The organism is Leptolyngbya sp. GB1-A1 (genome assembly GCF_039962475.1).
Classification (GTDB): Bacteria; Cyanobacteriota; Cyanobacteriia; order Elainellales; family Elainellaceae; genus Leptolyngbya_A.
In genome coordinates, this window is record NZ_JAMPLI010000004.1 from 79,965 (window position 1) to 103,493 (window position 23,529).

Sequence of the window (23,529 nt, forward strand, 5' to 3'; positions counted from 1 at the left end):
CCAAGACCCGTCATCCTCAAATAAACGTCCTCCCCCAAAAATTTTGAAAGCCTCTCAAGCGGGAGGCACTTCATCTGAAAACTGCTGTGAAGTTATGGACATTACTGAGTAGACGAGTAGACGAATAGAATTATTCTGCGAATTCCTGCAACAGGGCAACCTTGTCCTGACCGCCCTGCTTGCTCAAGAAAAGGTAATTTTGAAATTCCTTGATCGACAAATCGAGAGAACTCTTTGCTGATATCATGACAGCCGGATGACCAGAGCGTTGAGCTTCCTGAAAAAACTCCTTTAGCTCCTCGTTGGACATTGGGCGCTCTTCCCAATAACACCAGCACACTTTTTGCAAATGATCGTCGTAGTGCCCAGCGTTTTCTCTCATTACATAGCTTACAAACAACCCGTAGAGAACGTACTCGGACAAATGCTTTACTCTAGTAACGACCTCTAGCCAGTCCTGCTGAAAGTTCTCCTCAAGCAATCGATACAGTTGGATTAAAGTATCACGTCTCCAGGTAACAATCTGGCTAATGTAGAAGTCATAGTAGTTGTTTTCCAGGGGCAAATTAAGTAATTTCTTGGCAGTATCCTTCCATTTTCTGCTCTCCTCAAATTCGTGATCGCTAGAGTGGTTCACTCGAAAGATTCGGGCTTTATCGCCTTTCGTTAATGCTCGAGGATCAAAGGAGTTAATGAATGCAACATCTGAGTCAACAAATATGAGAATGTCCTCTTTTACATACTGCGCTGCTGCTAGTTTCACAATCTGCTGAACTAACCATCCTCGCAGCAAAAAGTTACCTGATTGGTAACCTTTCAGATTTAACCAAATATTTTTTCGGTCAAAGAAAGGAACTCGCTTAATCCAAAAGGGAAGAATTTCTTCTTTGGTTAAGATGATTGTGTTTTCATTAGATAGCTGCTGAAAAAGATCAAAGTCTTTTTTCTCGACAACGATGTAATGTTTTACTGGGAAAGCTACGAACTGCTTGATGCTCCAACACAGTAGCTTGCATCTTTGAAAATCTGGCGCATAGCTGGGGGTAATAAATGCAAAAGAAAAGATGCTCATTGTTTTCCCAGGTACTGGCAGTGTTATTTACAAGATACTGGGCTATCCGTAAGTATTCCAGTGCTTCACAAAACCTTTATGAAGGCATCTGTAAAAATATGTAGGAAACTTATCCTAACTCCCTACAATTGTTCCTGGTAATCATGTGCTGTGCCAGCAAAACACTGAGTAGAAGGCGGTTTGACAGCCTTTTAGTGAATCAGGGTAACGATCACAATCTCATTCGGACATTAGAAAATCCAGGCGATTACTTAAGCTGCCCCTAGCTCTTTAGTTTTCGGTATAGTTCATTACTTTTGGAAGGAATCAAACCTCGTTTCCTTCTGTCTTGATAGAAGAAGGTAAATCAAGGATTAGAGCTTCTAAAACTTTTTACTTCCAAAGATAGTTGGCATACTCCAAGTGAGGGCTAGGGGAGCAGGTTTGTGTTCTACTTAATAATGCCAGGCTGCAAATTTACGCTTTATCCTGCTAGCAGCGATCGATCCGCCTGAAATTCCATCGCTGGATGTGAGGCAAGGATCGACTGCTTCATCAGGGATTCGATCGCGCTGACCACCTGCTGAATCTGTGAGTCTGCCATACCCGGATAGAGCGGCAGCGACAAAATCTCCTGGCTCATTAGTTCTGCGGCGGGAAAGTCACCTGCGCGATAGCCAAGATGCTGGTAGGCGGGCTGAAGATGGCAGGGAATCGGATAGTGAATGCCCGTTTGAATGCCGAGTTCGGTCAGTCCGGTTTGCAGTGCGATTCGATCGATTGTGCAAGCCTGGGTCACACGAACCACATACAGATGATAGACATGACCCGGACCGCTCTGGTTCTTAATCGGCACAATGCCGTATTCTGCAAGCGGCTGAAGCAAAGCGTCATACTGCTGAGCAATTCGGTAGCGATCGGCATTCCAGGCAGCCAGATGAGGCAGTTTCACCTTGAGGACGGCAGCCTGAATCGAGTCCAGCCGGCTGTTTGTGCCCAGATCGGTGTGAAAGTATTTGCGGAGTGCGCCGTAGTTGCGAAGCGATCGCAAGGTTTGCGCCACAATCTCTTCCGAAGTAAGCACGATACCCCCATCGCCGAATGCTCCCAGATTCTTGCTGGGGTAAAAGCTAAACGCCGCCGCGCTGCCAATCGAGCCTGCTTGATAGCCCTCCCGCGCTGCCAAGTGCGCTTGGGCAGCATCCTCGAAAATCAGCAGGTCATAGGCACTGGCGAGATTCAGCAGTGCACTAGGCGACACCATTTGCCCGTAGAGGTGAACTGGGACGATCGCCCGTGTCCGGTAGGTGATTGCCTTCTCGGCTGCCAGCAAATCGATCAGCCCAGTTTCCAGATTGCAGTCTACCAGGATTGGCGTTGCCCCCGTTCGCAGTACCCCAATCAGTGTGGCAACAAAGGTATTTGCTGGCAGCAGCACTTCATCGCCCTGGCCAATTCCACAAGCTTGAAGCCCCAGCGCAACTGCATCTGTGCCGCAAGCCACCCCAACCCCATAGCGAGTTCCGCAAACTTGAGCAAAGGCAAACTCAAACTCACTTACTGCTTGCCCCAAAACATAGTCGCCCTGCTCGATTACCGATCGAATTGCCTGTTCAAGCTCTTGTTGAAGCGGCTGCTGGAACTGAAAATCAACAAATGGAATGAAAGAAGAATGATTCATAAACCCAAGAAATTCTGAAAGGAGGGTAACCAGGGAAACATCATGAGCAATGGGAAGACGATAAGTAATAAGCAAGAGCAGCAAACAAGCATATCTGACCCACTGCAATCGAAAAAAGCTGGAATAGAAGCAGTGTTCTAGCTCGGTATACTGCTCACCAAACGACTGCTCACCAAAATACTGCTCACTGAACGACTCAAGTTACCTGATGAGGATACGGTTCGCGAGAATACAGTCCGCAATTCTGCAAGAGTTCTGCAAGAATCCGGCCTGCAAAGAACTTACTGTGCCTAATGGGGCTGTGCCTAATGGGGGCGATATCTCTAGTTATGTCGGATCTTGTGTAATTTTAGATACAGATTGATAGTGAAGAGTCGATAAAGACTTTTTTCCAGGGTTTCAGAATTAGGATTTCAAACTATGTTCTGAAACGCATTGCTTCTATCGTATTTGTTTCATCCAATCGCTAACTCCGATCGCGCAACTCTGTTTCTGGCTTATTGATATCTTCCGGCAGAAAAACGTAGATTTGACCGCTGTACGCCTCGCCGCTTCGCGTTTGCGCTGTTTCCATCCAGTAGGCATAGCGATCGCCCTGGCGAATTTCTCCTTGAACCGATTCCAGCAGAGGAGTGTCACGATTCGTTGCGGCTTGCTGCTGCTCCTCCGTGGGATAGCGGTACACCAGGTTTCCCTGCACAAAATCCTGATAAATGTCATCGCCGTAGACGCTGCGAAGAGTTGAAGCAAGGCGATCGAATGTTACGCCATTGGTCATGTCAAACAGGGTAATGCGCTCTGTTCGAATTGTGCCCCGGCTCTCTAGAGCGGCTGCGCGTCCGGGTGAAGCGGTGAGTGCTTCAAAGGAAAATCGGCGGGCAGGCGTATCGCTTTTTCGCACAAGCAGCGTTTCGCCACTGGCAGGACGAAGGGCAGAATTGGCTTGAATCCATGCGGCCGCTTGATCAACCGTTTGCCCCGGAAGTGCCATTGCGCGATCGTTTCGCAATGAAAATTGCCCGATGTCGGTAATCATCAGCAAAACACTGGCGAAAACAAGCTGAAATCCAAATCGAAGCTTCTTCATGCGTCCTTTGTTAACCTGAACGATTACAAGTATGCTTCTAACGTGCCCACATCAACCCATTGATGCACTCCCCTGCGCGAATTACAAGGAGCCCCAGGACGGGCGAGTGTAGCCCACGCAGTTTCAAGACTTAACGCTTTCAACTTTAATCACAGCAGAGTGTTCAACGCAAGGGATGAAAAAAGGTATCAAAAAGAACAGACATCCTCTACTGCAAAGTTACTGCTCACAACTTTACTAAACACTCTTTGAAACGTGACAGAACTGAATAAATCTATTAATCAAGCTTTTTGCTCTCTCGGTACCTATGTGAATTGATACTTTTGATGCTTCTTCTCCGGAATGAAGCAATACTCATCACATCTCGATCTGGATGATTCTGCTATCCTACTATCGTGACTAAATCAGTGTGTCCGGAACAGGTGCTACTACCGTTTAGAAAAAGCCATCGCAGGATGAGGGGGAGAATCCCCTTGCGAATCGATATTAGAGTTTGATAAATCTATCCAGACTCTTGTGCAAGCAAGCATTTGTGGAAGCATTGAGCAAGGAGCTAGAGGGTGACGTCAAGCGTAGAGTTGGTTCCCGGCACGGTAGTAAATCACCGCTATCATATTCAGCGCGTTCTTGGACGGGGCGGCTGTGGACGGACTTATTTGGCGATCGATCGATGTCGCTTTAACGAGCTGTGCGTTCTTAAAGAATTTGTGCCCAATCACCAGGGCGACCCGGTGGTTGCTTCAAAACTGCGTCAGCTCTTTCGGCGAGAGGCGGCAATTCTGCACAAGCTCGATCATTCGCAGATCCCCAAGTTCTATGCAGGATTTGAGCTAAATGATCGGCTGTTTATCGTTCAGGAGTTCATCGACGGCAAAACCTACTGGAAACAGCTTCAGGAACGAAAACAGCAGGGTGAAGCGTTTACGGAACAGGAAATTGTGCCCTGGCTTCGCAGCCTTCTGGAATTGCTTGACTATCTACACAGCCAGAAGATTGTGCATCGGGACATTTCGCCCGACAACATCATGCTTTCCCGCAGGCGCAATCTCCCAGTTTTGATCGATTTTGGCGTGGTTAAGCAAACGACCCAGGCAGAGCTGATTCCTCAAAGCTCTGGGCTGATTCAGGCTTCTGTCGCAGTTGGCAAAGTCGGCTACGCGCCCTACGAGCAGATTCGGATGGGGCAGTGCTCGCCACGCAGCGATCTCTATGCCCTGGCAGTTACCGCCGTTGTGCTGTTGACTGGGCAATCGCCGCACCTGCTGATGAATCCAAAAACGCTGGACTGGCAATGGCATCGCAGGGTTAAGCTCGATCGCCGCTTTATGCAGATCCTCGATCGCATGATGGCAGAACGCCCCACTGATCGTTACCCCTCGGCTCGTGCTGTTCTACGGGATTTGTCAGGTCTGCCGACAGGTTCTCATTCTGAGTCAATCAGCTTCCTGTCTCGCCCGCAGCCGATTCGAACTGCGCAACCTGAGGAGAGTTCCGTCCGAAATGCCCAGCCTGAGCTGACCCTGCTCCAGTCCTCGGTTTCCTTTCTGACGATCGCGACTGACTCCACCCAGATCGAATCCGCTTCTAGTCGAACTCGCCTGACATTGGCTTCCCAGGTTGCTTTGTCTTCAACTTGTGTGCCGCTTCCCCTGACCGATCTCAATCCGCTGACATCAGGGCAGCTAGGCAGCGCGATTCCTCCATACGAGAACCAGCTCCGCTTCGCTCCTAGGACAGGATATTCAAAGATTTGGGTTAGGCAGAAACCAGCCTGGTTTGAGCGATCGGTTAGTCAAGCGCTCATGGTTGCCTCACTGCTGCTGCTACCAGTAGCAGGAATTGTGGTCGGAGTCCAGTCACCTCACATCACGCCTTTGTGTGCGCCGCTGGGCAACTGTGCAGGGCTTCAGGTAGCAGAGCGATATCGGCAGGCGATTGAGCAGGCAGCGAGTGCAAAAACGCTGATGTCGCAGGCTCAAACCGTGCTTGATTTGCAGCGTGCCCGCGATCGGCTCTCTGAATCCTTGGCACAGCTCAGCACGTTCAGCACAGACCCTCAAACTCAGCCCCAGGCAGTCAATCTGGTGCGGCAGTATCAGGCGGTCTTTCAGGGGTTAGAAGTCCACCTTGAACAAGAAGCGCGGGCAGAACAGCTCTTAAAACGAGCAGAGGCAGAAGCTCAGCAAGCCGCAGCGCAAAGTCATACCGCAAAAACGGCTCAGCAGTTGATCGGTGCAAAGCAGCAGTGGGAAAAAGCAGTTGCAACCCTTGAGGCAATTCCTAAGCGAGCATTTGTGACAAAACAGGCGAAATCGCGTTCAGAAGAATATCGAACTCGCCTCAAGGCAGTTGACCTACGGCTAGCAGCAATGCCGCAGTTTCTAAAGCCAGATCAGTCTCCAAAACTCGATCGATTGGTGGCTCAAGGGCAACCTGCCCTACAGGCGCAACCGTCCATTACAAGTGCTGCTGCTGCTCCTGCTGTGTCGCAGCCTACGGCTGTTCAGCCAGCTCAGACCAATAGCTCATCCCGGTCTGTTGCTCGTGTGCCTCAGCCATCCCGTGCTCAGGCATTAAAGCGATCGTCTCAGGTAAGGGCTGCATCTCGCTCACAGCCGCCTCGCCGCTCCTCACCGATACCGCGTCTGGCCATGGCAACGCATCGATCGAGCCAGGTCTTTATTTGGGTCGATCAAGCCTTGGTTAATTCTGATGGAGTGCCGACCGCCAATCTCCGTATTGTCAACAATAGCGATCGAGCATTTAGCTTTAGTCCTGTCTATGCTGAGGTGCAAACGGCTGAAAACCAGGTGCTTCGCTCCAGAGTTTTGCTGACCAGCACCTCTGAAACTGTGCTGCAACCTGGAGAAGCGATGTCAGGCTCAGTCTCGCTTCTCGATCGCAACTGGAATTCTTCGCGTCCGAGGCAGGCAACACTGGTGATTCAAGAACGGGCAAGCGGCAATCGCGTGTTTCGCATTCCCCTACCAATGAGTCTTGTGGGATGGTATTCCTCTAATCGCTGAAGCAGCAAAAAAGAGGGACAACGATCCCTCTTTACTTTTCAAACTAAAATTCAAACTAGAAATTGTCAGTTGAATATCAGTTGAAATTGTCAGCCAACATGGGTTCTAAAGCTTACACGGTTGCTCTCGAAAGCAACTGGTCTGCCGCTGCTCGTAAAAGCTCTGCCTTATCCGTTTGCTCCCAGGGCAACTCCAGATCGCTACGTCCAAAGTGACCGTAAGCAGCAACCTCCTGATAAAACCGTCCGCCCCGCTCACCCGGAATATTTCGCAATCCAAACGTTTGAATAATACCTGCCGGACGCAGTTCAAAGTGCTGTTTCACTAGCTCTAGCAGGCGATCGTCATCAATCTTGCCAGTGCCAAAGGTTTCCACCAGGATACTCACCGGACGCGCGACCCCGATCGCATAGCTGAGCTGAACCTCGCATCTTTCCGCCAGCCCGGCTGCCACGATATTTTTGGCGACATAGCGGCAGGCATAGGCAGCACTGCGATCAACCTTTGTGGGATCCTTGCCAGAGAAAGCCCCTCCACCATGCCGGGAATAGCCGCCATAGGTGTCCACAATAATCTTACGCCCAGTCAAGCCTGCATCGCCCTGAGGTCCACCAATCACAAACTTTCCTGTCGGGTTGACCAGATAGCGAGTGCGATCGTCCGGCTTGACTTCCAGATCATTAAAGCAAGGTTCCACAACTAGCGACCACAGATCCTCCCGAATTTTTGCCTGAATTTCAGCCAGGTCTGTAATCTCACCAATCTCAGGGGCATGCTGCGTGGAGACGAGAATTGTGTCAATTCCAACAGGTTTACCGTCTTCGTAGATCACCGTCACCTGTGTTTTACCATCAGGACGCAAATAGGCAAGCTGTCCTGTTTTCCGAATGGCGGCTAGCTTCCGAGCGATCCGGTGAGCCAAACAAATTGGGAGCGGCATCAATTCGGGGGTTTCGTTGCAGGCAAAGCCAAACATCAAACCCTGATCGCCAGCCCCAACCGCATCCAGTGCTTCTTCGCTGGACTGTTCACGGGTTTCCTGTGCGTGGTTTACTCCCTGAGCAATATCGGGAGACTGTTCATCCAGCGCAACGAGGACAGCGCAGCTACTGGCTGAGAAGCCATTTGTTGCATCGGTGTACCCGATTTCAGCAATCTTTTTGCGTGCCAAATCCACATAATTGACCTGCGCCTTTGAAGTAATTTCGCCCGTGATTAACACCAGACCGGTGTTCACGACAACTTCTGCCGCAACGCGGCTGGCAGGATCTTGAGCTAACAGCGCATCCAGGATCGTATCCGAGATCTGGTCGCAGACTTTATCGGGATGACCTTCCGTAACAGATTCCGATGTGAACAGGTAACGACGTGCCAAGGCAACAACCTCTCCTAACGCTAGAGTCAGAGATAAGTATAATCAGGGAAGGGAATAAATTGATATCCTTCCTGAACGGAGCGACAATCTCAGCTTAACCGAATTCTGGAATCCTTTCGGATAACCAGCTCTTTTGTAAAGCAATAAATTCCCCCAGTAGGTTTACTGATTTGGTCATTCTAAATAATTTGAATTTGATCAAGCTGATTCACTAAAACAGTAGCATTGGTCAGATTCGGTTTGCTCGACCATCCCCCGGTCATGCCAATACAGCCGAGCATCTGAGCTGTTTTTGCAATTTGGATATCAATCTGAGAATCGCCAACTATCAGAGTTTGTCCTGGAACTGTTCCTAATTTCAGTAGAACCTGCTCCAGTAGCATTGGATCGGATTTGCTCAAATTCTCTCGAACACCGATCGCAATCTGAAAATAACGGCTTAACTCGTAAGTAACGACAAAATCATCTACGTTGCTTTGGCTATCAGAAGACAAAATTCCGAGCCTGATTCCCGCATGAGTGAGCTTTTGTAGGAGTGGTACTGCACCCGGCAAGAGTGGAGTTTGCTTTGCTTTTGGCTGACTCGATCGATCCGCAGCTTGAAACGCTTCTTGAACCAGGGCAAGTGACTGTGTCCAGCCTCGTCCCGTTGCAGCACTATAGGCGGCAGCAGCGATTGCGTTCTCTTGCCTGCTTCCAACTGCCATCAGCCCTGCCGGATTCAGGCAATAACCTTGGGGGGAGGCTTGAGCATTACCTTTCTGAATACCAAACGCATCCAGCAGCAAAGCTTCAATTCCTGGAACGCGAGCATCAATCAGGCGCGATCGACAGCAGGCAAGCTTACAAAGGAACGCTTCCACATTTGCCAGAGTGCCGTCCTTATCAAAAATTACCGCTTCAACGTTAGTGAAGGTGACTTTCCCACACTGAATTGTTGCCACCTCGCTTCCCTCCCAATATCACCTCAAAAAAAATTAGGGAGAGAAACCCCTCCCCAACTTAACCGATGAGATATATAAGACAAGACGTTCAGCAATCGATCGCCTAGTCCTCAGTTGCAGCCGGCAGCTCTTCCTCAAGCACAACGTCTTCTACCGCTTCTACCGCAGCAGCCTGAGGCTGAGATTGCTGCAACATACGTTCCCGATACTTTGCAGCCATTTCCTCTGCTTTCTCGTACACCACATCTGGATTCTTCACCATATCGCCCGGTTCGGGTTCAAGCTGCTTAGTCGAGAGCGAAATGCGACCCCGCTCTGCATCCAGATCGATGATCATGACCTTGACCTCATCATTCACGTTAAAAACGCTATGAGGCGTATCAATATGGTCATGGGAGATCTCAGAGATGTGCAGCAGACCACTGACACCGCCGATATCAATAAATGCACCGTAGGGCTTTAAGCCACGCACCGTTCCGATAACAACTTCGCCCACTTCTAAGCGGTTCATCTTTCGCTCAACTAGCGCACGACGATGGCTCAGAACCAGACGGTTTCGGTCCTCATCCACTTCCAGAAACTTAAGAGGAAGTTCTTCGCCTACGAGTTCTTCCTTTGGTTTGCGGGTGCTGATGTGAGAACCAGGGATAAATCCACGTAATCCTTCAATGCGAACCAGTGCGCCTCCTCGGTTTGTAGCGAAGACGGCAGAGCGCACCGTAGCATCTTCAGCCTGAAGCTGACGCACCCGCTCCCATGCCCGCATATATTCTATGCGCCGAATCGACAGGGTAAGCTGTCCATCCTCATTCTCATCAGTCAGAATGAAAAATTCGCGGGTTTCGTTGGATTGCAGCACCTCTTCCGGGTTTTCAATCCGGTTGATCGACATTTCCTGGATTGGAATGTAAGCTGCTGTCTTAGCACCAATGTCAATCAGAGCCCCCCTCGGCTCAATGCTAAAAACGGTTCCAGCAACAATGTCGCCGGGGTTGAAGTGATAGTCGTATTGATCGAGGAGAGCCGCAAAATCCTCGTGAGTAAAGCCAATTTCCGTTACTTCCTGATTGACCATGCGATGTATTTCCTGGTGTTTGTCTCCGTAATAGTAGTGGTCTGTTGACGATTCCCCATTTTAGAACCAAAAGTTTAGAACCCAAAGCTCTGGAACCACAGGAACAGCAACCTGCTGAGCAGAACCGACACGCAAAAAGTTTGGAAGATGCTATCTTCCGTGCTAGACCCTAGACAGATAATCATAGCTCATTTTGGGCAGGATCATACCCTCCCTTCACTGACTTGCCTAAAATGGTGAAGTGGGAGAGAAAAGCGTTAAAGGAAGGCTCTTTAAAGACCCTCCTTCAGGCGAGATCACCGAGGCACAGAGTTGAGGGCTGGAGAAGTCGGTTCTTGAGGTTGATTCATTGAATTAGACTCTGCAAAATTATCGCTTTCCAGACTCAGGCTGCCTTCCCGCTTGCTTTTTAACGATCCGGTCTGAAGCTGATTTAGGGTTTCAATAAAATCATGAATGCCCTGAAACTGCCGATACACCGAGGCAAATCGAATATAGGCAACCTCATTTAGTTGCTGCAAATGCTTAAGCACCAGTTCTCCAATTTCATTGCTGGTGACTTCACGAATCGATCGCTGCTGAAGCTCCATCTCAATTTCATCGACCAAATTCTCCAGGTGAGCCGGAGATAAACCTGTTTTCTCACTAGCTCGCATGACGCCTTTTAAAACTTTCGATCGATCGAAGGATTCCCGTTCCCCGTTGCGCTTAATGACAACGATCGGAACAAACTCAATTCGCTCATAGGTTGTGAAGCGGCGATTGCAGCTTAAACATTCTCGGCGGCGGCGAACGCTATGCCCAGATTCTGCTGAACGCGACTCCAAAACCCGGTTGTCTGGAAACTGGCAAAATGGACATCGCATGGCAAACGTCCTCCGCAATGTTAGGCAGATTTAACAACAAAAGTATTCCTAATTCATTAGGAAGTGATGCTACATACAGCCATCATACTGCATTTATAAAAACGATAAAACCTGAGCGAGTTAACTCGATTTAAGGGCTTCAGACCCGATCAAGCGTACTGCTCAGGAATATCGAATTGCTATTTAAAGCGTAGATTGCTGCTCGCGAAAAATCACAGCGATCGAAATTAGTCTTTGGTGATGCGCGGTGGCTCACGAAATGCGATCGCGAAGAACAGAACAAAGATTGCCAACGCCAGAATCAGAATGTATGCAACGCTTTCCATTGTGGAATTCCTCCTATTCAGTGATTGATTTAGCCGTCCGATTCGACCGTACTGTATCGAGGAAAGCTAGAGGCGACAAGGATGAATCAATACCAAACCTGCCGCGCTCCAGCTACTTAGACTTCGACTAGATGGGTGTGGTGCGACGGGACGATTTGTCGCCCAGCTTTTGGTAAAAGCCCCACTCGACTTGCTCTTCTGCTAGATCCGGGTCAATACCTGCAAATACGTCGCGGAATAGTGTCCGAGAGCCGTGCCAAATGTGTCCAAAGAAGAACAGCAGCGCGAACACGGCGTGCCCATAGGTAAACCAACCGCGAGGACTGGTGCGGAACACACCGTCTGAGTTCAGGGTCTCCTGGTCAAACTTGAACCCTTCGCCGAGCTGTGCTTTACGAGCAAATCGCTTCACCACTGCCGGATCAGAGAAAGTTTGTCCATTCAGTTCACCGCCGTAGAAGCTAGCGGTTACGCCAACCTGCTCAAAGCTGTACTTAGACTCTGCACGACGGAAGGGGATGTCTGCCCGGACAACGCCATCTTTATCTGTCAGGATAACCGGGAAAGTTTCAAAGAAGTTAGGCATCCGGCGAACGCTCAGCTCACGACCTTCGCCATCTCTAAAGACAGCGTGACCGAGCCAGCCTTCAGCGATTCCATCACCCTTGTCCATCGGACCAGTACGGAACAAACCACCTTTCGCGGGGTTGTTGCCAATGTAGTCGTAGAACGCGAGCTTCTCAGGAATGTCAGACCAGGCTTCTTCGGGGCTTGCGCCATCAGCAACGTTTGCCTGAACGCGGCGATCGATTTCTTGCTGGAAGTAGGCACTATCCCACTGATAGCGAGTCGGTCCATAGAGTTCGATCGGGGTTGCTGCGCTGCCGTACCACATCGTTCCTGCGACCACGAAGGCTGCAAAGAAGACGGCTGCGATACTGCTAGACAGTACGGTTTCGATATTTCCCATCCGCAGAGCGCGATAGAGCCGCTCCGGTGGACGTACCGCCAGGTGGAAAAGACCTGCGATGATACCAACGACTCCGGCAGCGATGTGGTGTGCCACAATACCACCCGGATTAAATGGATCAAAGCCTTCTGGACCCCAGGCGGGAGCAACAGGCTGCACGCTTCCGGTTAATCCGTAGGCGTCGGACACCCACATGCCCGGCCCAAATAGACCCGTAAGGTGGAATGCCCCGAATCCAAAACAGAGCAAACCAGAAAGGAACAAATGAATTCCAAACATTTTGGGCAAGTCTAGTGCAGGCTCACCCGTACGCGGATCTCTAAAAAGTTCTAAATCCCAGTAGACCCAGTGCCAGCAGGCAGCCAGGAATAGCAAACCAGAGAGAATAATGTGAGCAGCGGCTACGCCTTCAAACGACCAGAATCCGGGGTCAACGCCCGTTTCGCCCGTAATGCCCCAGCCGCCCCAAGAGCTAGTGACGCCGAGACGCGCCATAAAGGGCATCACGAACATCCCTTGCCGCCACATGGGGTTGAGTACCGGATCGCTCGGATCAAAAATTGCTAGCTCGTAGAGTGCCATCGAGCCAGCCCAGCCTGCCACCAGCGCGGTGTGCATCAGGTGTACAGCAATCAACCGTCCTGGGTCATTCAGGACGACTGTGTGTACGCGATACCAGGGTAGTCCCATCGACTACGCTCCTCCTACTATAAATTTCAACGCTTCCTTCAGCCTTTTATTAAGGTGTCTAATACTGGTTAGCCTACCAGATTATCGGAGCACCCGATCGCACGATTGACAACTGTTGCTCAACCTCTTGTCTAATCAGACTTAAGGAGTTTGGAGACTGGATTGTTTTCCTTGAAAAAAACAATTTGGACAGTTTGGCAATCCGCTTGTAAAAATGAAAGTGTATAAAGAAGTGTAACTAGTGCGAGAGGCGAATGCAAGCATGACTCAAACTGGCGCAGAAGAACAATTAACGCCCTCAGAAGCCCCTGATGCAGCGCAAACTCCGGCAAAAGTTTCGTTCGGTGGAACTATTAAGTTTGTTAAAGAAAACAAGGAAGTTATCGTAGCAGACGGAGCTAATCTCCGCTTTAAGGCATTGGAAAACGGGATCGACCTGTACACCTTTATGGGCAAGATGATGAGCTGCGGCGGCTACGGTCAGTGTGGAACCTGCGTTGTTGAAGTTGTGGAAGGGATGGAAAACCTGTCGCCCCGCACGCCAACTGAGGAGCAAAAGCTGAAGAAGCGATCGACAAATTGCCGCCTTGCTTGCCAAACGCTCGTTCACGGCAGTGCCAGCATTGTGACAAAACCCGCTAAGTCGTCCTGATCATTCTGTTTTGGTCAGGTTGAGGTGTATCCTTAGACCATGGATTGTTAACAAAATGATCTAGAGGCTGGGTTTCATGCAAGTTAATGATTTAGGTTTTGTTGCAACGATTTTGTTTGTCCTGGTGCCTGCGGTATTTCTGATTATTCTGTATATTCAAACCGCGAGTCGGCAGAACAACCCGTAAGATTAATCAGTTTGTAGAGTCGTTTATCGGACTACGAATTGGGACTACGAATTGTTTGTCGCTTGAGCAGTCGTGACTCAAGCATAATCGAAAGTGCCAGGGAGCTTATCTTCTGGCACTTTTTAAGTTGATTGGTTGAGGTGAATCAGGGATGCAAAAGCGGTGTGAGTTCAGGCATTCCCTACTTCCAAAAGGCTGAACTGTTGCCGTTAGCTTCCCGATCGCACCAGCAGCACCGGGCAGTTGGCGTACACGCGCACATAGTCTGACAGCGATTGTCCCAGCAGGCGATCGAGATCCGGGAGACCTTTGGCGATTGAAGGACGGCGATCGGGCGAACCGAGAATCAACAGATCGACATTTAATTCTTCAGCCACCTGACAAATCCGTTCGCCAGGCTTGCCTTCCGGCGCAACACACTTGTAATTAATTCCTTGTTTTTTAGCTTCTGTGATTGCTGGAATCAGCACCGGGTCTTCGTTAGGATTTGCAGCAATTTCGCCAGGCTTGAGTTTCAGGTCAGAATTGGCGTGAACCAGAATGAGTTGACCGTTCTTGATGTCTCGCACAAGGGAGATCGCTAGCTTTAGAGAGTCTTTTGAAGCATCTGACTTATCCAGAGCAACCATGACTCGACTAATTTTCTTAACAAAAAGCTCGTCCTTCACGAGCAGCATGGGACGAGATGCAAGCTGAAAAACGTATTGGCTGACTGAGTTTTCTAGAATTGACTGAATCCGCTTTAGACCACGCGAACCCATAATAATGAGATCCGTGTCAATCTCTTCGGCAACGCGACAGACAATATCTTTTGGATCGCCTTCGCGTAGCACTGCATTGACCTGTGCAGGGTCGAGATTCAGGGTTTGGATGGCGTTTGCCAGAATTTTGCCGCCTTCTTCCCATTTTTGAGTCATTCCCTCAGCGGTGACTTGGGGTGAAACGACGTGTAAAACAGTAACCTTGGCATGCTGGATCATGGGAACTTCCATGAGAGCTTTGAGCATCTCTTCGGTATGTCCCATGCCAGAGTTTGCCAGCAAAATTTTTTCTATCATAATTGCTCCTTAACCTTAACCCGAGGCTGCTGATGAGTTCTCGGTCAATCATGAATTGCTCTATGACTCAGTCTAGGACAGCTTGTAGGTAAAGGAATGGACAGAAAAATAATCGTTTCAATTAGTTAAATCAGGTCAATCAATTAGGGCGATTGTTTCTTAATTAGAGAGATTTGTTCTTACACTGCTTTTTACTCGAAGTCAATAGTTTTTATCGTTTTGATAACTTTAATTTGAGCCGATCGCACTTAACGGGTGGTGCTGAAAAGCGCTGATAACAGAAGTATTTAGCAAATCGATCAGGCAACAAAGACGGCTTGAGATATTAGGAAAAGCTTATTTTGTTTCTAAGTTTTACGTTTAAACCGATGCAAAAAATATTATAAAAACAGGATGATACTCCTTAGCCTTGCCTGGTTTAACGATGCCACAGATTGATCCTTCTTCCGCTCAAGCCATTCAATCGATCGATTCTCAAACTAATCCCCAATGGTTTGACTATCCCATTCGCGTTCACCCTCATCATACTGATCATGGCGGCATTGTCTGGCACGGTTCTTATGTTGTCTGGTTAGAGGAGGCGCGGGTTGAGGCTCTGCGGTCGATTGGGATTGACTATGCAGATTGGGTTACCCTTGGCTGTGAATTGCCCGTAGTAGAGCTTTCGATCCGCTACCATCGCTCGATGCGGCTGGGAATGCAGGGAATTGTAAAAGCCAGGATGGTGCAGGCTCAGGGGGTGCGAATTTTTTGGGACTACCGTATTGAGTCACCGGATGCCCAAGAGCTGTATATCACTGCCCAGGTGACGCTGGTAGCGATCGATCGAGAGAAGGGCAAAATCATGCGCCGACTTCCTGCTCCTGTCCAGGCTGCACTGATGCAAATGAGGCGATGCTAAGCAATTCCTCCTACGGGGTAATCGAGCTGGGGACGGCTTGTGCAAGGGATGGTTTGAGGAGTCGTAGAAATGCTGCATTGCCCTCTAAATTCCCCATCAATGGAGGACTTTGAAACTCAGGTTAGGGCTTTACAGATATTCATGGCTGATAAACGGCAGCGAAGCCAGTTGTCCTTTTGCCTCACCAACCTGTACCACTAAATCGGGAGCGATTGCCTTGGTACGAATGTAGGCGAGTCCAAAAAAACCGTTCTCGGTTGGGGTGCAGCTTGTTAGCTTGCCAATTTTTTCAGCATCAACAGTAATTGGGGTATCAATTTCAGCCGATCGATCGAGCTGGATGCCCCAGAGCTGCTGTTTTACGCCTTTATAGGTGTGAAGGCGGGCGATCGTCTCCTGTCCGATGTAACAGCCCTTGCTGAGGGAAATCGTTTGCCAGAGTCCGGCTTCGAGGGGGTTATAGTCGTCGGTGAGTTCCTGACCGGGAACAGGTCGCCCCTGAAGGATTCTGAGCTGCTGCCAGACTTGTTCACCCATGGGAACTGCTCCTGCTTCTGCCAGGGTTTGCCACAGATTTGCTGCCTGATCTACCTCTGCAATCAGCGTATATCCGGCTAGGGCGAGTCCGCTACCGACTGCTATTCTTACCGGTTGCCCACCGATCGCAGCTTGAACATGATTGCCCAACGGCTGATCGACGATTGCCCCTGCGCCCAATTTTTCTAAAACCTGGCTGCTCTCGGAACCAATTAGGCTGAAAACGCTTTGAGTTGCAGTCAAATCTTTTAGCTCTACTTTGTCCGCAAAAAAGATATAGCGATCCATCCAGGCAATCAGTTTCTCGCTGTAGCCGGGAGAAGCCAGCAGCAGCACGCTATCTTCCATAGCATAGGCACTGACCAAGTCGATTGTCCGGGCTGTTGAAGTGACAAATACCGTGTCGCAACCCTGCCCCGGCTTAAGCGTCTGAAAATTGTTGGTCGTTTGGTTATGGAGAAACCGCAGCCGATCGTCTCCTGTCACCCTAATTTTGCCCCAGTGAGATCGATCGTAAAGTGCCACACCAGACTGAGCCGCCTGAAATGCCTGGGCATCGTTGCCAAAGCGAGCAGGAATTTCTACCCCGGCAAGAGTAGTAAAGGTTGCGCCTGCGGCTTGCTGGAGGTCGTGAAGCTGAGTCATGGGTGTCTTTCGCCTGTGCCTTGTTCATCCTTACTTCTCATCATACTGAGCTGCTGTGCTGAAACTGTCGCGTCGCTTTTGTAGTCACTCTTTTCAGACTTAATCGAATTGCTGGAGTAGTCTCTATGAAGCCGCAGCATCTATTTGTCTGGTTTATTGTGCTCAGTTCCTCGATCATAGGTGGCACGCTTGCTCTGGTGAATCACGATCGCCTCAGGTTGCCAATCGATCCCCCTGCCCTGAATAGGCAAAGCAACCGTTCTACCTCTTCATGGCAAAGCCAGCTAAGCCAGAATTCAGCGAGTCAGTTACCTTCTAGCCAACCTGTCAGCCCATATCAACCCGTCGCCCCGGATAGTCTGACGGCTTCGACCTCAGTTGCTCCCCGCCAGCCGATCGTCTTGCGCGATGAAGTTCCTCCTGGCAGTGCGTTTGACCAGTTTCGATCGCAGTTTCGACAGGCAGTTCGCGATCGGAATGTAGCGTTTGTGAAAGGATTGATTCCGGCTGAGGGTCTTTCGATCGGCTTTGGGACACCGCGATCGGCTGAGCAGCTAGAGCTAGAGAATCCGAGTTCGCGATTTTGGGGAGTTTTAGAAAAATCGATTAGTCGGGGATGCGCGGCAGCCAGGCGATCGGATTATCCAACTGTCGATGCCAATTCTGAAGTCTGGATTTGCTCGAACGTAACAGCGGCTTTTAATCAGCAGTATCCCAATCCTGGAACCGAACCGGGAGTTGGCTATGAAATCAGTCGGGTGATTGTCGTGGGAAATCGGGTCAATGTTCGTGCCCAGCCCGTGGTAAATAGCGCGATCGTCGGAGTGCTGAGCAATGAGGTCGTGCAGTTCGATCAGCAAGCCTGGGAAGATTTTCCGCCAGAACAGCGCGAAGCAAAACTGCTGCACCCGATCGACGGCTGGACTCCTGCAATTCTGCCCGATGGACAGAAGGGCTTTGTGTTTAACCGCTATGCTTATCGACCGCTTGGCGAACGTCTTATTTTAGGGCAAGTGAACGGTGCATGGAAAATTCTCTATGTTCCTGCTGGGGATTAGTGCAAACCCTCAAACTTCCTGCTCGGTTGGGGTAACCGCACCGGGAAGACTGCCGAAAATTTGACCGACAATTCGCTTTGCTTTTTCGTCTAGCTGCTGCCAGTCTACGTCCCCTGTTTCGTCAATCAGAGTCGTATCCACTTCAACCTTTAGATCGCGATCGAGCGCATTGAGTACTGGACTGTAGTTGCGAAAGCAGATTTGATAGCATAGCTCCCACAGGTCGATCGTGATGCGCTGACCGTTTTTCTCTAAACAGAGCAGATAGCCGGGATGAGGCTTCGGAAGGCGATCGAGAACGGCGTGAATTTCTTCTGCTTCTTCGGGGCTTGCGGTGGCAAGTTGCTGCTGAAGCTCAACAACCTGTGCCTTGATTGCTTCAGACACATCGGCTGACCAGACCTGCACATCTTCATAAGTGCCTTTCCAGCTAGACTCGTCAAGCTGCTTGCGAATATTGTCGATAATACGGATAAAAACAGGCTGCATCAGCAGTTCTGCCTGCTGCCATGCCAGCGTATTTGCAAATTTGGGCATTCTTTCGCCACTCCTTCGCTTGAATGCTGCCTATCTTGCATCATAGCGATACCTTAACGGTTTACCTCTAGCAGGGGGAAGAAGTGTCCTACGGGTCCCTGTCCCTGTCCGATTCGCAGTGAGTAGTGAAGCGCATGGGTGACGTAGGTTTTTGCCGCCCGGGTCGCAGTAAGAGCATCCTTTCCCTGCGCCAAATTTGCCGCGATCGCTGCTGCCAAAGTACAGCCCGTACCGTGAGTATCGTTTGTGTTTACCGTTTCTGTGCGGAGGACTTCCATCCGATCGCCATCAAACCAAACATCAACGCCGCGCAGTTCTCCCTGCATTCCGCCGCCTTTTACCAGCACCGCTTTTGCACCCAGCGATCGGATTTTTTCAGCCGCCGCCTGCATGGTGTTGAGCGAATCAATTTCTAAACCGCTCAGCATTTGTGCCTCGTAGCGATTGGGCGTGAGGATTGTGGCTAAGGGAACGAGTCGATCGCGCAGGGTTGAAACTGCTGCGTCATCGATCAACTGCGCCCCGGTGCGTGACACCATCACCGGATCGATTACCAGATTGGGCAGCGCTAGCTCAACGGCGCGATCGGCAACCGTGGCAATAATTGCCTGATTCAGCAACATTCCGGTTTTTACTGCCTGCACGCCAATGTCTTGAACAACTGCCTCAATCTGTGCCGCGATTGCTTCTGGCGGTAGAGCATCGACTCGCGTAACGCCGATCGTGTTTTGGGCAGTAATGCAAGTGAGGGCACTGGTTCCATGCACTCGATGAAAGGCAAACGTGCGGAGGTCTGCCTGAATCCCGGCTCCGCCACCGCTATCGGAACCTGCGATCGTCAGGGCGATCGGAACAAAAGGCTGAATCATGATGCGTGAACGTCGATTGTCTGTGAAATGCAAGATACTAGTGTATCGTTCTCAGACCCGCTCCAAACTTTCACGCAACTCCTGAAGAAATTGCAGCACTTTGCCGCTCAACAGCAGCCGTCTTGCTTCCTCCAGTCCGATCGCCAGATCAGGACACAATCCAGACTGCCAGAGATAAAAGCCGCCGTTCCAAACCGTTGATTTCAGCAGCTCGCTGGGTTCGCCGTGCAGCACTGTTTTCAGTTGGTCGATGTACTGCGCTTCGTCTTTCAGAGGCACTTCGGCGGCATCAAAACCATAGTCTCGCGGGTGCAGCAGGAGCCGATTGAGTTCTGTCCCGCTTTCCGGTGTGTGAATGCCGATAATGCAGGTGCGCTCACGGGGCAGGTCACAGCTTCCTTCTAGTCCTTTCACGGTCATAAAGCGATCAGTTCCGCGCAGGGCAAACGCCGATCGCGCCATTTCTTCGGTTGGAGGATGCACAAAGCCAGACACCAGCCTCGACTCTCCCTGATAGGGACACCAGAATAGCTCCAGCGTGGCAAAAGGCGGACGCTTGCCGATTTCTTCCCGATAGGGCACGAGTCCTTCTGCCAGGGGAAAATGGGTCGGCAGATAAACAAATCCCACCCGCGTCTGCTCAAATACCTGCTGGACTTGCATCAGCGAAAGGGTAGACCAATCAATTCCCAACCCCTGCCAAATCTCAATCAGCGGAATCCCCTCTTTGGTAGGCATGCGTCTGCCGCCGTGCATCACGACCGGACAGCCTACCGTTGCCAGCATCAGCGCAACCAGTGGACTGACCGGCGAAGTACGCGATCGTCCGTCATACGGAATGCTCATTACCAAGGTTGGAACGGTCGCGGCGATCGGCGTTAGTTTCGGTCCTAGTTCGTCATAGGCATCCAGCATTCCCGCCAGTTCTTCCCCGGTTGGACGCTTGATGCGGTGGGCAATCATAAATGCGCCAATCTGAGCGGGGGTAGCTTCTTGAGTCAACATCATGCGTGTGGCAGCGGCTGCCTCAGTCCGGGTCAAATCCTCGCTCGTGTGCGGTCCACTGCCCACTTTACGGAGCAGATTACGAAATGCTTCACTCATGGGCGGTCGGGTTGTTTGCGATCGGGTTAGCAGGTCAGGAGATTCAGGTCAGGAGGTTAGAGAGGCCATCGGGAGCCAAGCAGGTCATTCGGAGTCGATGGCAGCAGCAGGCGCGGCACTGCCACAAGCTGATGTACCAGTTCGCGAAATCGCTGAATCGGAGGGATTTCCAGACGATCCTGGGTGGTGACCAGCACTACTTCGCGGCTAATGATCGGCTCGTCGGTTGGGCGAATTGCCAGCGTCGGATCACTCTTCATCTCCGATAGCGCGGACTGAGGCAGCAGGGCAACCAGATTTCCCTGTCGCACCATACCGCGAAAACCATCCAGCGTATTTAGTTCGATCGCTGGCTGCAACGAAAGCCCCGATCGCTGAAACTGCTCTTGCACCAATCGCTGCATTCCGTATCCGTCCTTAAACACCACCTGCGGATAGCAAGACAATTCGGCCCACGGAATTCGATCGTACTGCGTGAGGGGGTGACTAGACGAGATCAGAACCGCGATCGGCTCCTGAAACAGAGAGTCCACCACAATTTCTGCGCTAGAGGTGAGAAAGCGGTTGTTCATCACGATCGCCAGATCCACCAAGCCATCTTTCAGCACCTTTAGGGCACGATCGCTGCCCAACGAAGTGACGCGAAGCTGCACCTCTGGATAATCCTGACAGAACTGCTGAAGCACAGGCGGCAGGAAGTACGCAGAAACCGAGTGTATCGACGCTACACAAAGTTCCGGCTGCTTGCCTGCTACCAAATCCGCCAACTCCGTCGTTGCGTTCTGCCATTCCTGACAGATTTTACGAGCACGCGGCAAAAAACGTTCTCCGGCGATCGTCAGCTTTGCCTGAGAGGCGCGATGAAACAGGGGTAGCCCCAGCTCTGCTTCTAATGCCTGAATTTGCCGACTAATCGTGGACTGCGTCACTTGACAGCGACGGGTTGCTTGCTGAAAACTACCCGCTTCCGCCACTGCCAAAAATGCTTGCAACTGTTCCAGCCGCATAATATCTCAACGTAGAGAATCCCGAAATAGAAGATCGATCGCTTCCTGTTCTCCGGTATCGCTACGTTAAGGGAATTGGGAGCGTGTCTTAGTATCGCAAACTACGATATTGGCTGTAAAACGGTCAGAATTCAGATGTTTGTCTCACCTCAGGAATACCGTCTTCGGGTAAACCCCAAAACAACACTCGCTGCTGCAACGTTCCAGACTCTTGCCACCGCTCGATCGCTGTATTCACCTGCTGCCGCAAAGCGGCAAACTGCTGTCCTCTTGGCATTCCAACGGCAAGCGCATCAGCAGAAATCAGATTTGGCAACAGGCGATCGTCTGGGAATTCTTGCACCCAGCCTGCTAGCACCGTCGCGTCTGCTGCAAATGCGGCTACCTCATCTGTCTGCAACACTGCCTTTGCTTCCTGGTATGAATTGATGCCCCGTAGCTGCACGTTGGGGATGAGCGATCGAACCGTTGATATCGTATCTGACCCATTTAGCACTGCAATTTGCTGTCCGCTCAAATCCCGCAGTGATTGAACTGCCTCACTTCGCGTCACAAAACCGGTGCCGTCAATAAAGTAAGGCAAGCTAAAATCCACCAATCGAGCGCGGGCATCCGTAACGCTGAGTCGGGCGATGACTAAATCCGCTTGATCTTCGAGCAGGCTACTGATTCGATCGCGGTTCGCAACGGGCAAAAACTGTACTGCATTCGCATCCCCTAGCAAAGCCTGAGCCAGCCAGCGTGCCAGGTCAATTTCAAACCCCTGAACTTGTCCGCCATTGCTAATAAACCCCAGGGGACGCAAATTGTCTTTGACTGCCACTACCAAATAGCCGCGCTGCCGAATTTCAGCCAACGTCGCTGCGGCTCCCGGTTCCACAAATCCACAGACAAACCCGATCGCCCATCCACCCAATAGCAAACTCATAGACAGAAAACGATTGAGGCGATCGAATCTCTTCCGCAGAAGCTTCATGCAGCGAACTAGTTAAGGTAAATAGAAGTTGAGGTAAACAATTTTTGTCTACTTAAAACAATTCGCCTCAGCAATCACTTGCTCAGGCAAATTTGAACTCGGTTTCATAACCGACAGTTAAGCTGTATTAGGGCAAGCGTCAAAGAACAGCAGACGTTAAGCCTGGGTGACTACCTCAACTACTTTGCCAAACCCAGCCGGGTCAAGCACTGCCATTTGTGCCAGCATCTTGCGGTTAATTTGCACCTCTGCTTTCTTCAGTCCGCCCATCAATTTGCTGTAGCTGATGCCATGCTGCCGTGCGGCGGCGTTAATGCGAACGATCCACAGACGACGAAAATCGCGCTTACGGCGGCGACGATCGCGATAGGCATTTCGCAGTGCCTTCATCACGACCTGATTGGCCGTGCGGAACAGCCGAGAGTGAGACCCCCGGAAGCCCTTCGCTAATTTGAGAATCTTTTTGCGGCGTTTGCGAGCGACATTGCCGCGCTTAACCCGTGTCATATAACTTTACTTCTCCTGAACTTCAATTTACGAATAAGGCAGCATCAGTTCAACGTTTTCAGCATCCCGCTCGTTCACGACCGCTAATCCGGTGATTCGACGCTTGCGCTCGGCGGACTTGTGCTGGAGCAGGTGATTTTTAAAAGCCTTGCGGCGCATTAACTTACCGCTACCGCTACGCTGGAACCGCTTGGCGGCGGCTTTACGAGTCTTAAGTTTGGGCATGGCTCGCCTACTGGTTTAGCTGATTTGACACAGTCTACAATCTTACTATCAGAAAGCCCTAAAGTGCAACTTTCCCGCCAAGGAAAATCCGGCGGAAAAGTCGCGATTGATCGTCAGGTTTTCCCATTTACAGCAAGCACCCTCTCGGTCTAAAGTCCTGATCTGGGGCTGCAAT

Annotated in this window: 22 protein-coding genes and 1 pseudogene; 5 read left to right on the plus strand and 18 right to left on the minus strand. The window is 50.6% G+C overall.

Annotated features, from left to right (window positions below):
* Positions 1 to 130: 130 nt before the first annotated feature.
* The 3 genes from NDI45_RS05935 to NDI45_RS05945 all read right to left on the minus strand — a co-directional run bounded on the left by NDI45_RS05935 (position 131) and on the right by NDI45_RS05945 (position 3,819).
* Positions 131 to 1,072, minus strand: coding sequence for a DUF6492 family protein (locus tag NDI45_RS05935; RefSeq protein WP_348246756.1), 942 nt, complete (start codon positions 1,070 to 1,072; stop codon positions 131 to 133).
* 463 nt (positions 1,073 to 1,535) lie between these two features.
* Positions 1,536 to 2,732, minus strand: a complete 1,197-nt coding sequence (locus NDI45_RS05940) for a DegT/DnrJ/EryC1/StrS family aminotransferase (RefSeq protein WP_190792546.1) — start codon at positions 2,730 to 2,732, stop codon at positions 1,536 to 1,538.
* A gap of 466 nt (positions 2,733 to 3,198) precedes the next feature.
* The gene (locus NDI45_RS05945) at positions 3,199 to 3,819 is read right to left on the minus strand and encodes a hypothetical protein (RefSeq protein ID WP_348246757.1); all 621 of its coding nucleotides are present in this window, start codon (positions 3,817 to 3,819) and stop codon (positions 3,199 to 3,201) included.
* Between the two features lie 560 nt (positions 3,820 to 4,379).
* On the opposite strand from NDI45_RS05945, the gene NDI45_RS05950 reads away from it, so the two are divergent.
* On the plus strand, positions 4,380 to 6,845 hold the full coding sequence (locus tag NDI45_RS05950) for a protein kinase (protein WP_348246758.1): 2,466 nt from the start codon (positions 4,380 to 4,382) through the stop codon (positions 6,843 to 6,845).
* 112 nt (positions 6,846 to 6,957) lie between these two features.
* Here NDI45_RS05950 and metK read toward each other — a convergent pair whose 3' ends face one another.
* From metK to psbB, 6 genes and pseudogenes are all read right to left on the minus strand, one after another.
* The gene (gene metK, locus NDI45_RS05955; protein WP_348246759.1) at positions 6,958 to 8,220 is read right to left on the minus strand and encodes a methionine adenosyltransferase; all 1,263 of its coding nucleotides are present in this window, start codon (positions 8,218 to 8,220) and stop codon (positions 6,958 to 6,960) included.
* A gap of 179 nt (positions 8,221 to 8,399) precedes the next feature.
* Positions 8,400 to 9,164: an HAD family hydrolase gene (locus tag NDI45_RS05960; protein WP_348246760.1), complete on the minus strand. Its 765-nt coding sequence runs from the start codon at positions 9,162 to 9,164 to the stop codon at positions 8,400 to 8,402.
* Between the two features lie 103 nt (positions 9,165 to 9,267).
* On the minus strand, positions 9,268 to 10,239 hold the full coding sequence (locus tag NDI45_RS05965; protein ID WP_190792258.1) for a 30S ribosomal protein S1: 972 nt from the start codon (positions 10,237 to 10,239) through the stop codon (positions 9,268 to 9,270).
* A 422-nt stretch (positions 10,240 to 10,661) separates the two neighbouring features.
* Positions 10,662 to 11,105, minus strand: a pseudogene (nrdR, locus tag NDI45_RS05970) (transcriptional regulator NrdR); the annotation flags it as partial.
* 227 nt (positions 11,106 to 11,332) lie between these two features.
* Positions 11,333 to 11,431 (minus strand): photosystem II reaction center protein T, encoded by a 99-nt coding sequence (locus NDI45_RS05975; RefSeq protein ID WP_190792260.1) that lies wholly within the window; start codon positions 11,429 to 11,431, stop codon positions 11,333 to 11,335.
* Positions 11,432 to 11,558: 127 nt separating this feature from the next.
* Positions 11,559 to 13,091, minus strand: a complete 1,533-nt coding sequence (gene psbB / locus NDI45_RS05980; protein ID WP_348246761.1) for a photosystem II chlorophyll-binding protein CP47 — start codon at positions 13,089 to 13,091, stop codon at positions 11,559 to 11,561.
* 352 nt (positions 13,092 to 13,443) lie between these two features.
* On the opposite strand from psbB, the gene NDI45_RS05985 reads away from it, so the two are divergent.
* Together NDI45_RS05985 and psbM are read left to right on the plus strand one after the other, a co-directional pair.
* Positions 13,444 to 13,743 (plus strand): 2Fe-2S iron-sulfur cluster-binding protein, encoded by a 300-nt coding sequence (locus tag NDI45_RS05985; protein WP_347277914.1) that lies wholly within the window; start codon positions 13,444 to 13,446, stop codon positions 13,741 to 13,743.
* 76 nt (positions 13,744 to 13,819) lie between these two features.
* Positions 13,820 to 13,930, plus strand: a complete 111-nt coding sequence (gene psbM, locus NDI45_RS05990; protein ID WP_190793851.1) for a photosystem II reaction center protein PsbM — start codon at positions 13,820 to 13,822, stop codon at positions 13,928 to 13,930.
* A 209-nt stretch (positions 13,931 to 14,139) separates the two neighbouring features.
* On the opposite strand, the gene NDI45_RS05995 is transcribed toward psbM, so the two are convergent.
* Complete coding sequence (locus tag NDI45_RS05995; protein WP_190793850.1) at positions 14,140 to 14,988, minus strand: universal stress protein; 849 nt, start codon at positions 14,986 to 14,988, stop codon at positions 14,140 to 14,142.
* 424 nt (positions 14,989 to 15,412) lie between these two features.
* Here NDI45_RS05995 and NDI45_RS06000 point away from each other — a divergent pair, with 424 nt between their 5' ends.
* A complete protein-coding gene (locus tag NDI45_RS06000; RefSeq protein ID WP_190793849.1) occupies positions 15,413 to 15,889 on the plus strand; it encodes a thioesterase family protein in 477 nt (158 codons plus the stop codon).
* 129 nt (positions 15,890 to 16,018) lie between these two features.
* Here NDI45_RS06000 and NDI45_RS06005 read toward each other — a convergent pair whose 3' ends face one another.
* A complete protein-coding gene (locus NDI45_RS06005) occupies positions 16,019 to 17,071 on the minus strand; it encodes a folate-binding protein (protein ID WP_348246762.1) in 1,053 nt (350 codons plus the stop codon).
* A gap of 125 nt (positions 17,072 to 17,196) precedes the next feature.
* On the opposite strand from NDI45_RS06005, the gene NDI45_RS06010 reads away from it, so the two are divergent.
* The gene (locus tag NDI45_RS06010; protein WP_190793847.1) at positions 17,197 to 18,129 is read left to right on the plus strand and encodes an SH3 domain-containing protein; all 933 of its coding nucleotides are present in this window, start codon (positions 17,197 to 17,199) and stop codon (positions 18,127 to 18,129) included.
* A gap of 9 nt (positions 18,130 to 18,138) precedes the next feature.
* On the opposite strand, the gene NDI45_RS06015 is transcribed toward NDI45_RS06010, so the two are convergent.
* The 7 genes from NDI45_RS06015 to rpmI all read right to left on the minus strand — a co-directional run bounded on the left by NDI45_RS06015 (position 18,139) and on the right by rpmI (position 23,354).
* The gene (locus tag NDI45_RS06015) at positions 18,139 to 18,666 is read right to left on the minus strand and encodes a hypothetical protein (RefSeq protein WP_190793846.1); all 528 of its coding nucleotides are present in this window, start codon (positions 18,664 to 18,666) and stop codon (positions 18,139 to 18,141) included.
* Positions 18,667 to 18,719: 53 nt separating this feature from the next.
* Positions 18,720 to 19,535 (minus strand): bifunctional hydroxymethylpyrimidine kinase/phosphomethylpyrimidine kinase, encoded by an 816-nt coding sequence (gene thiD / locus NDI45_RS06020; protein WP_190793845.1) that lies wholly within the window; start codon positions 19,533 to 19,535, stop codon positions 18,720 to 18,722.
* 51 nt (positions 19,536 to 19,586) lie between these two features.
* A complete protein-coding gene (locus tag NDI45_RS06025) occupies positions 19,587 to 20,639 on the minus strand; it encodes an anthranilate phosphoribosyltransferase family protein (protein ID WP_190793844.1) in 1,053 nt (350 codons plus the stop codon).
* A gap of 56 nt (positions 20,640 to 20,695) precedes the next feature.
* Entirely contained in the window at positions 20,696 to 21,646 is a 951-nt protein-coding gene (locus tag NDI45_RS06030; RefSeq protein WP_190793843.1) for a LysR family transcriptional regulator, read from the minus strand.
* 124 nt (positions 21,647 to 21,770) lie between these two features.
* A complete protein-coding gene (locus tag NDI45_RS06035) occupies positions 21,771 to 22,622 on the minus strand; it encodes a transporter substrate-binding domain-containing protein (protein WP_348246763.1) in 852 nt (283 codons plus the stop codon).
* Positions 22,623 to 22,778: 156 nt separating this feature from the next.
* Positions 22,779 to 23,129 (minus strand): 50S ribosomal protein L20, encoded by a 351-nt coding sequence (rplT, locus tag NDI45_RS06040; RefSeq protein WP_190793842.1) that lies wholly within the window; start codon positions 23,127 to 23,129, stop codon positions 22,779 to 22,781.
* A gap of 27 nt (positions 23,130 to 23,156) precedes the next feature.
* Positions 23,157 to 23,354, minus strand: coding sequence for a 50S ribosomal protein L35 (rpmI, locus tag NDI45_RS06045; protein ID WP_190793841.1), 198 nt, complete (start codon positions 23,352 to 23,354; stop codon positions 23,157 to 23,159).
* Positions 23,355 to 23,529 lie beyond the last annotated feature (175 nt).

What these genes read in the sequence shown, in the direction of transcription:
- NDI45_RS05945 (WP_348246757.1), bottom strand. Translation starts at nt 3,819, where the DNA reads ATGAAGAAGCTTCGATTTGGATTTCAGCTTGTTTTCGCCAGTGTTTTG.
- NDI45_RS05935 (WP_348246756.1), bottom strand. Translation starts at nt 1,072, where the DNA reads ATGAGCATCTTTTCTTTTGCATTTATTACCCCCAGCTATGCGCCAGAT.
- NDI45_RS05995 (WP_190793850.1), bottom strand. Translation starts at nt 14,988, where the DNA reads ATGATAGAAAAAATTTTGCTGGCAAACTCTGGCATGGGACATACCGAA.
- NDI45_RS05965 (WP_190792258.1), bottom strand. Translation starts at nt 10,239, where the DNA reads ATGGTCAATCAGGAAGTAACGGAAATTGGCTTTACTCACGAGGATTTT.
- NDI45_RS06035 (WP_348246763.1), bottom strand. Translation starts at nt 22,622, where the DNA reads ATGAAGCTTCTGCGGAAGAGATTCGATCGCCTCAATCGTTTTCTGTCT.
- rplT (WP_190793842.1), bottom strand. Translation starts at nt 23,129, where the DNA reads ATGACACGGGTTAAGCGCGGCAATGTCGCTCGCAAACGCCGCAAAAAG.
- rpmI (WP_190793841.1), bottom strand. Translation starts at nt 23,354, where the DNA reads ATGCCCAAACTTAAGACTCGTAAAGCCGCCGCCAAGCGGTTCCAGCGT.
- NDI45_RS06000 (WP_190793849.1), top strand. Translation starts at nt 15,413, where the DNA reads ATGCCACAGATTGATCCTTCTTCCGCTCAAGCCATTCAATCGATCGAT.
- NDI45_RS05975 (WP_190792260.1), bottom strand. Translation starts at nt 11,431, where the DNA reads ATGGAAAGCGTTGCATACATTCTGATTCTGGCGTTGGCAATCTTTGTT.
- psbB (WP_348246761.1), bottom strand. Translation starts at nt 13,091, where the DNA reads ATGGGACTACCCTGGTATCGCGTACACACAGTCGTCCTGAATGACCCA.
- NDI45_RS06030 (WP_190793843.1), bottom strand. Translation starts at nt 21,646, where the DNA reads ATGCGGCTGGAACAGTTGCAAGCATTTTTGGCAGTGGCGGAAGCGGGT.
- NDI45_RS05940 (WP_190792546.1), bottom strand. Translation starts at nt 2,732, where the DNA reads ATGAATCATTCTTCTTTCATTCCATTTGTTGATTTTCAGTTCCAGCAG.
- NDI45_RS06015 (WP_190793846.1), bottom strand. Translation starts at nt 18,666, where the DNA reads ATGCCCAAATTTGCAAATACGCTGGCATGGCAGCAGGCAGAACTGCTG.
- NDI45_RS06010 (WP_190793847.1), top strand. Translation starts at nt 17,197, where the DNA reads ATGAAGCCGCAGCATCTATTTGTCTGGTTTATTGTGCTCAGTTCCTCG.
- NDI45_RS06005 (WP_348246762.1), bottom strand. Translation starts at nt 17,071, where the DNA reads ATGACTCAGCTTCACGACCTCCAGCAAGCCGCAGGCGCAACCTTTACT.
- psbM (WP_190793851.1), top strand. Translation starts at nt 13,820, where the DNA reads ATGCAAGTTAATGATTTAGGTTTTGTTGCAACGATTTTGTTTGTCCTG.
- NDI45_RS06025 (WP_190793844.1), bottom strand. Translation starts at nt 20,639, where the DNA reads ATGAGTGAAGCATTTCGTAATCTGCTCCGTAAAGTGGGCAGTGGACCG.
- thiD (WP_190793845.1), bottom strand. Translation starts at nt 19,535, where the DNA reads ATGATTCAGCCTTTTGTTCCGATCGCCCTGACGATCGCAGGTTCCGAT.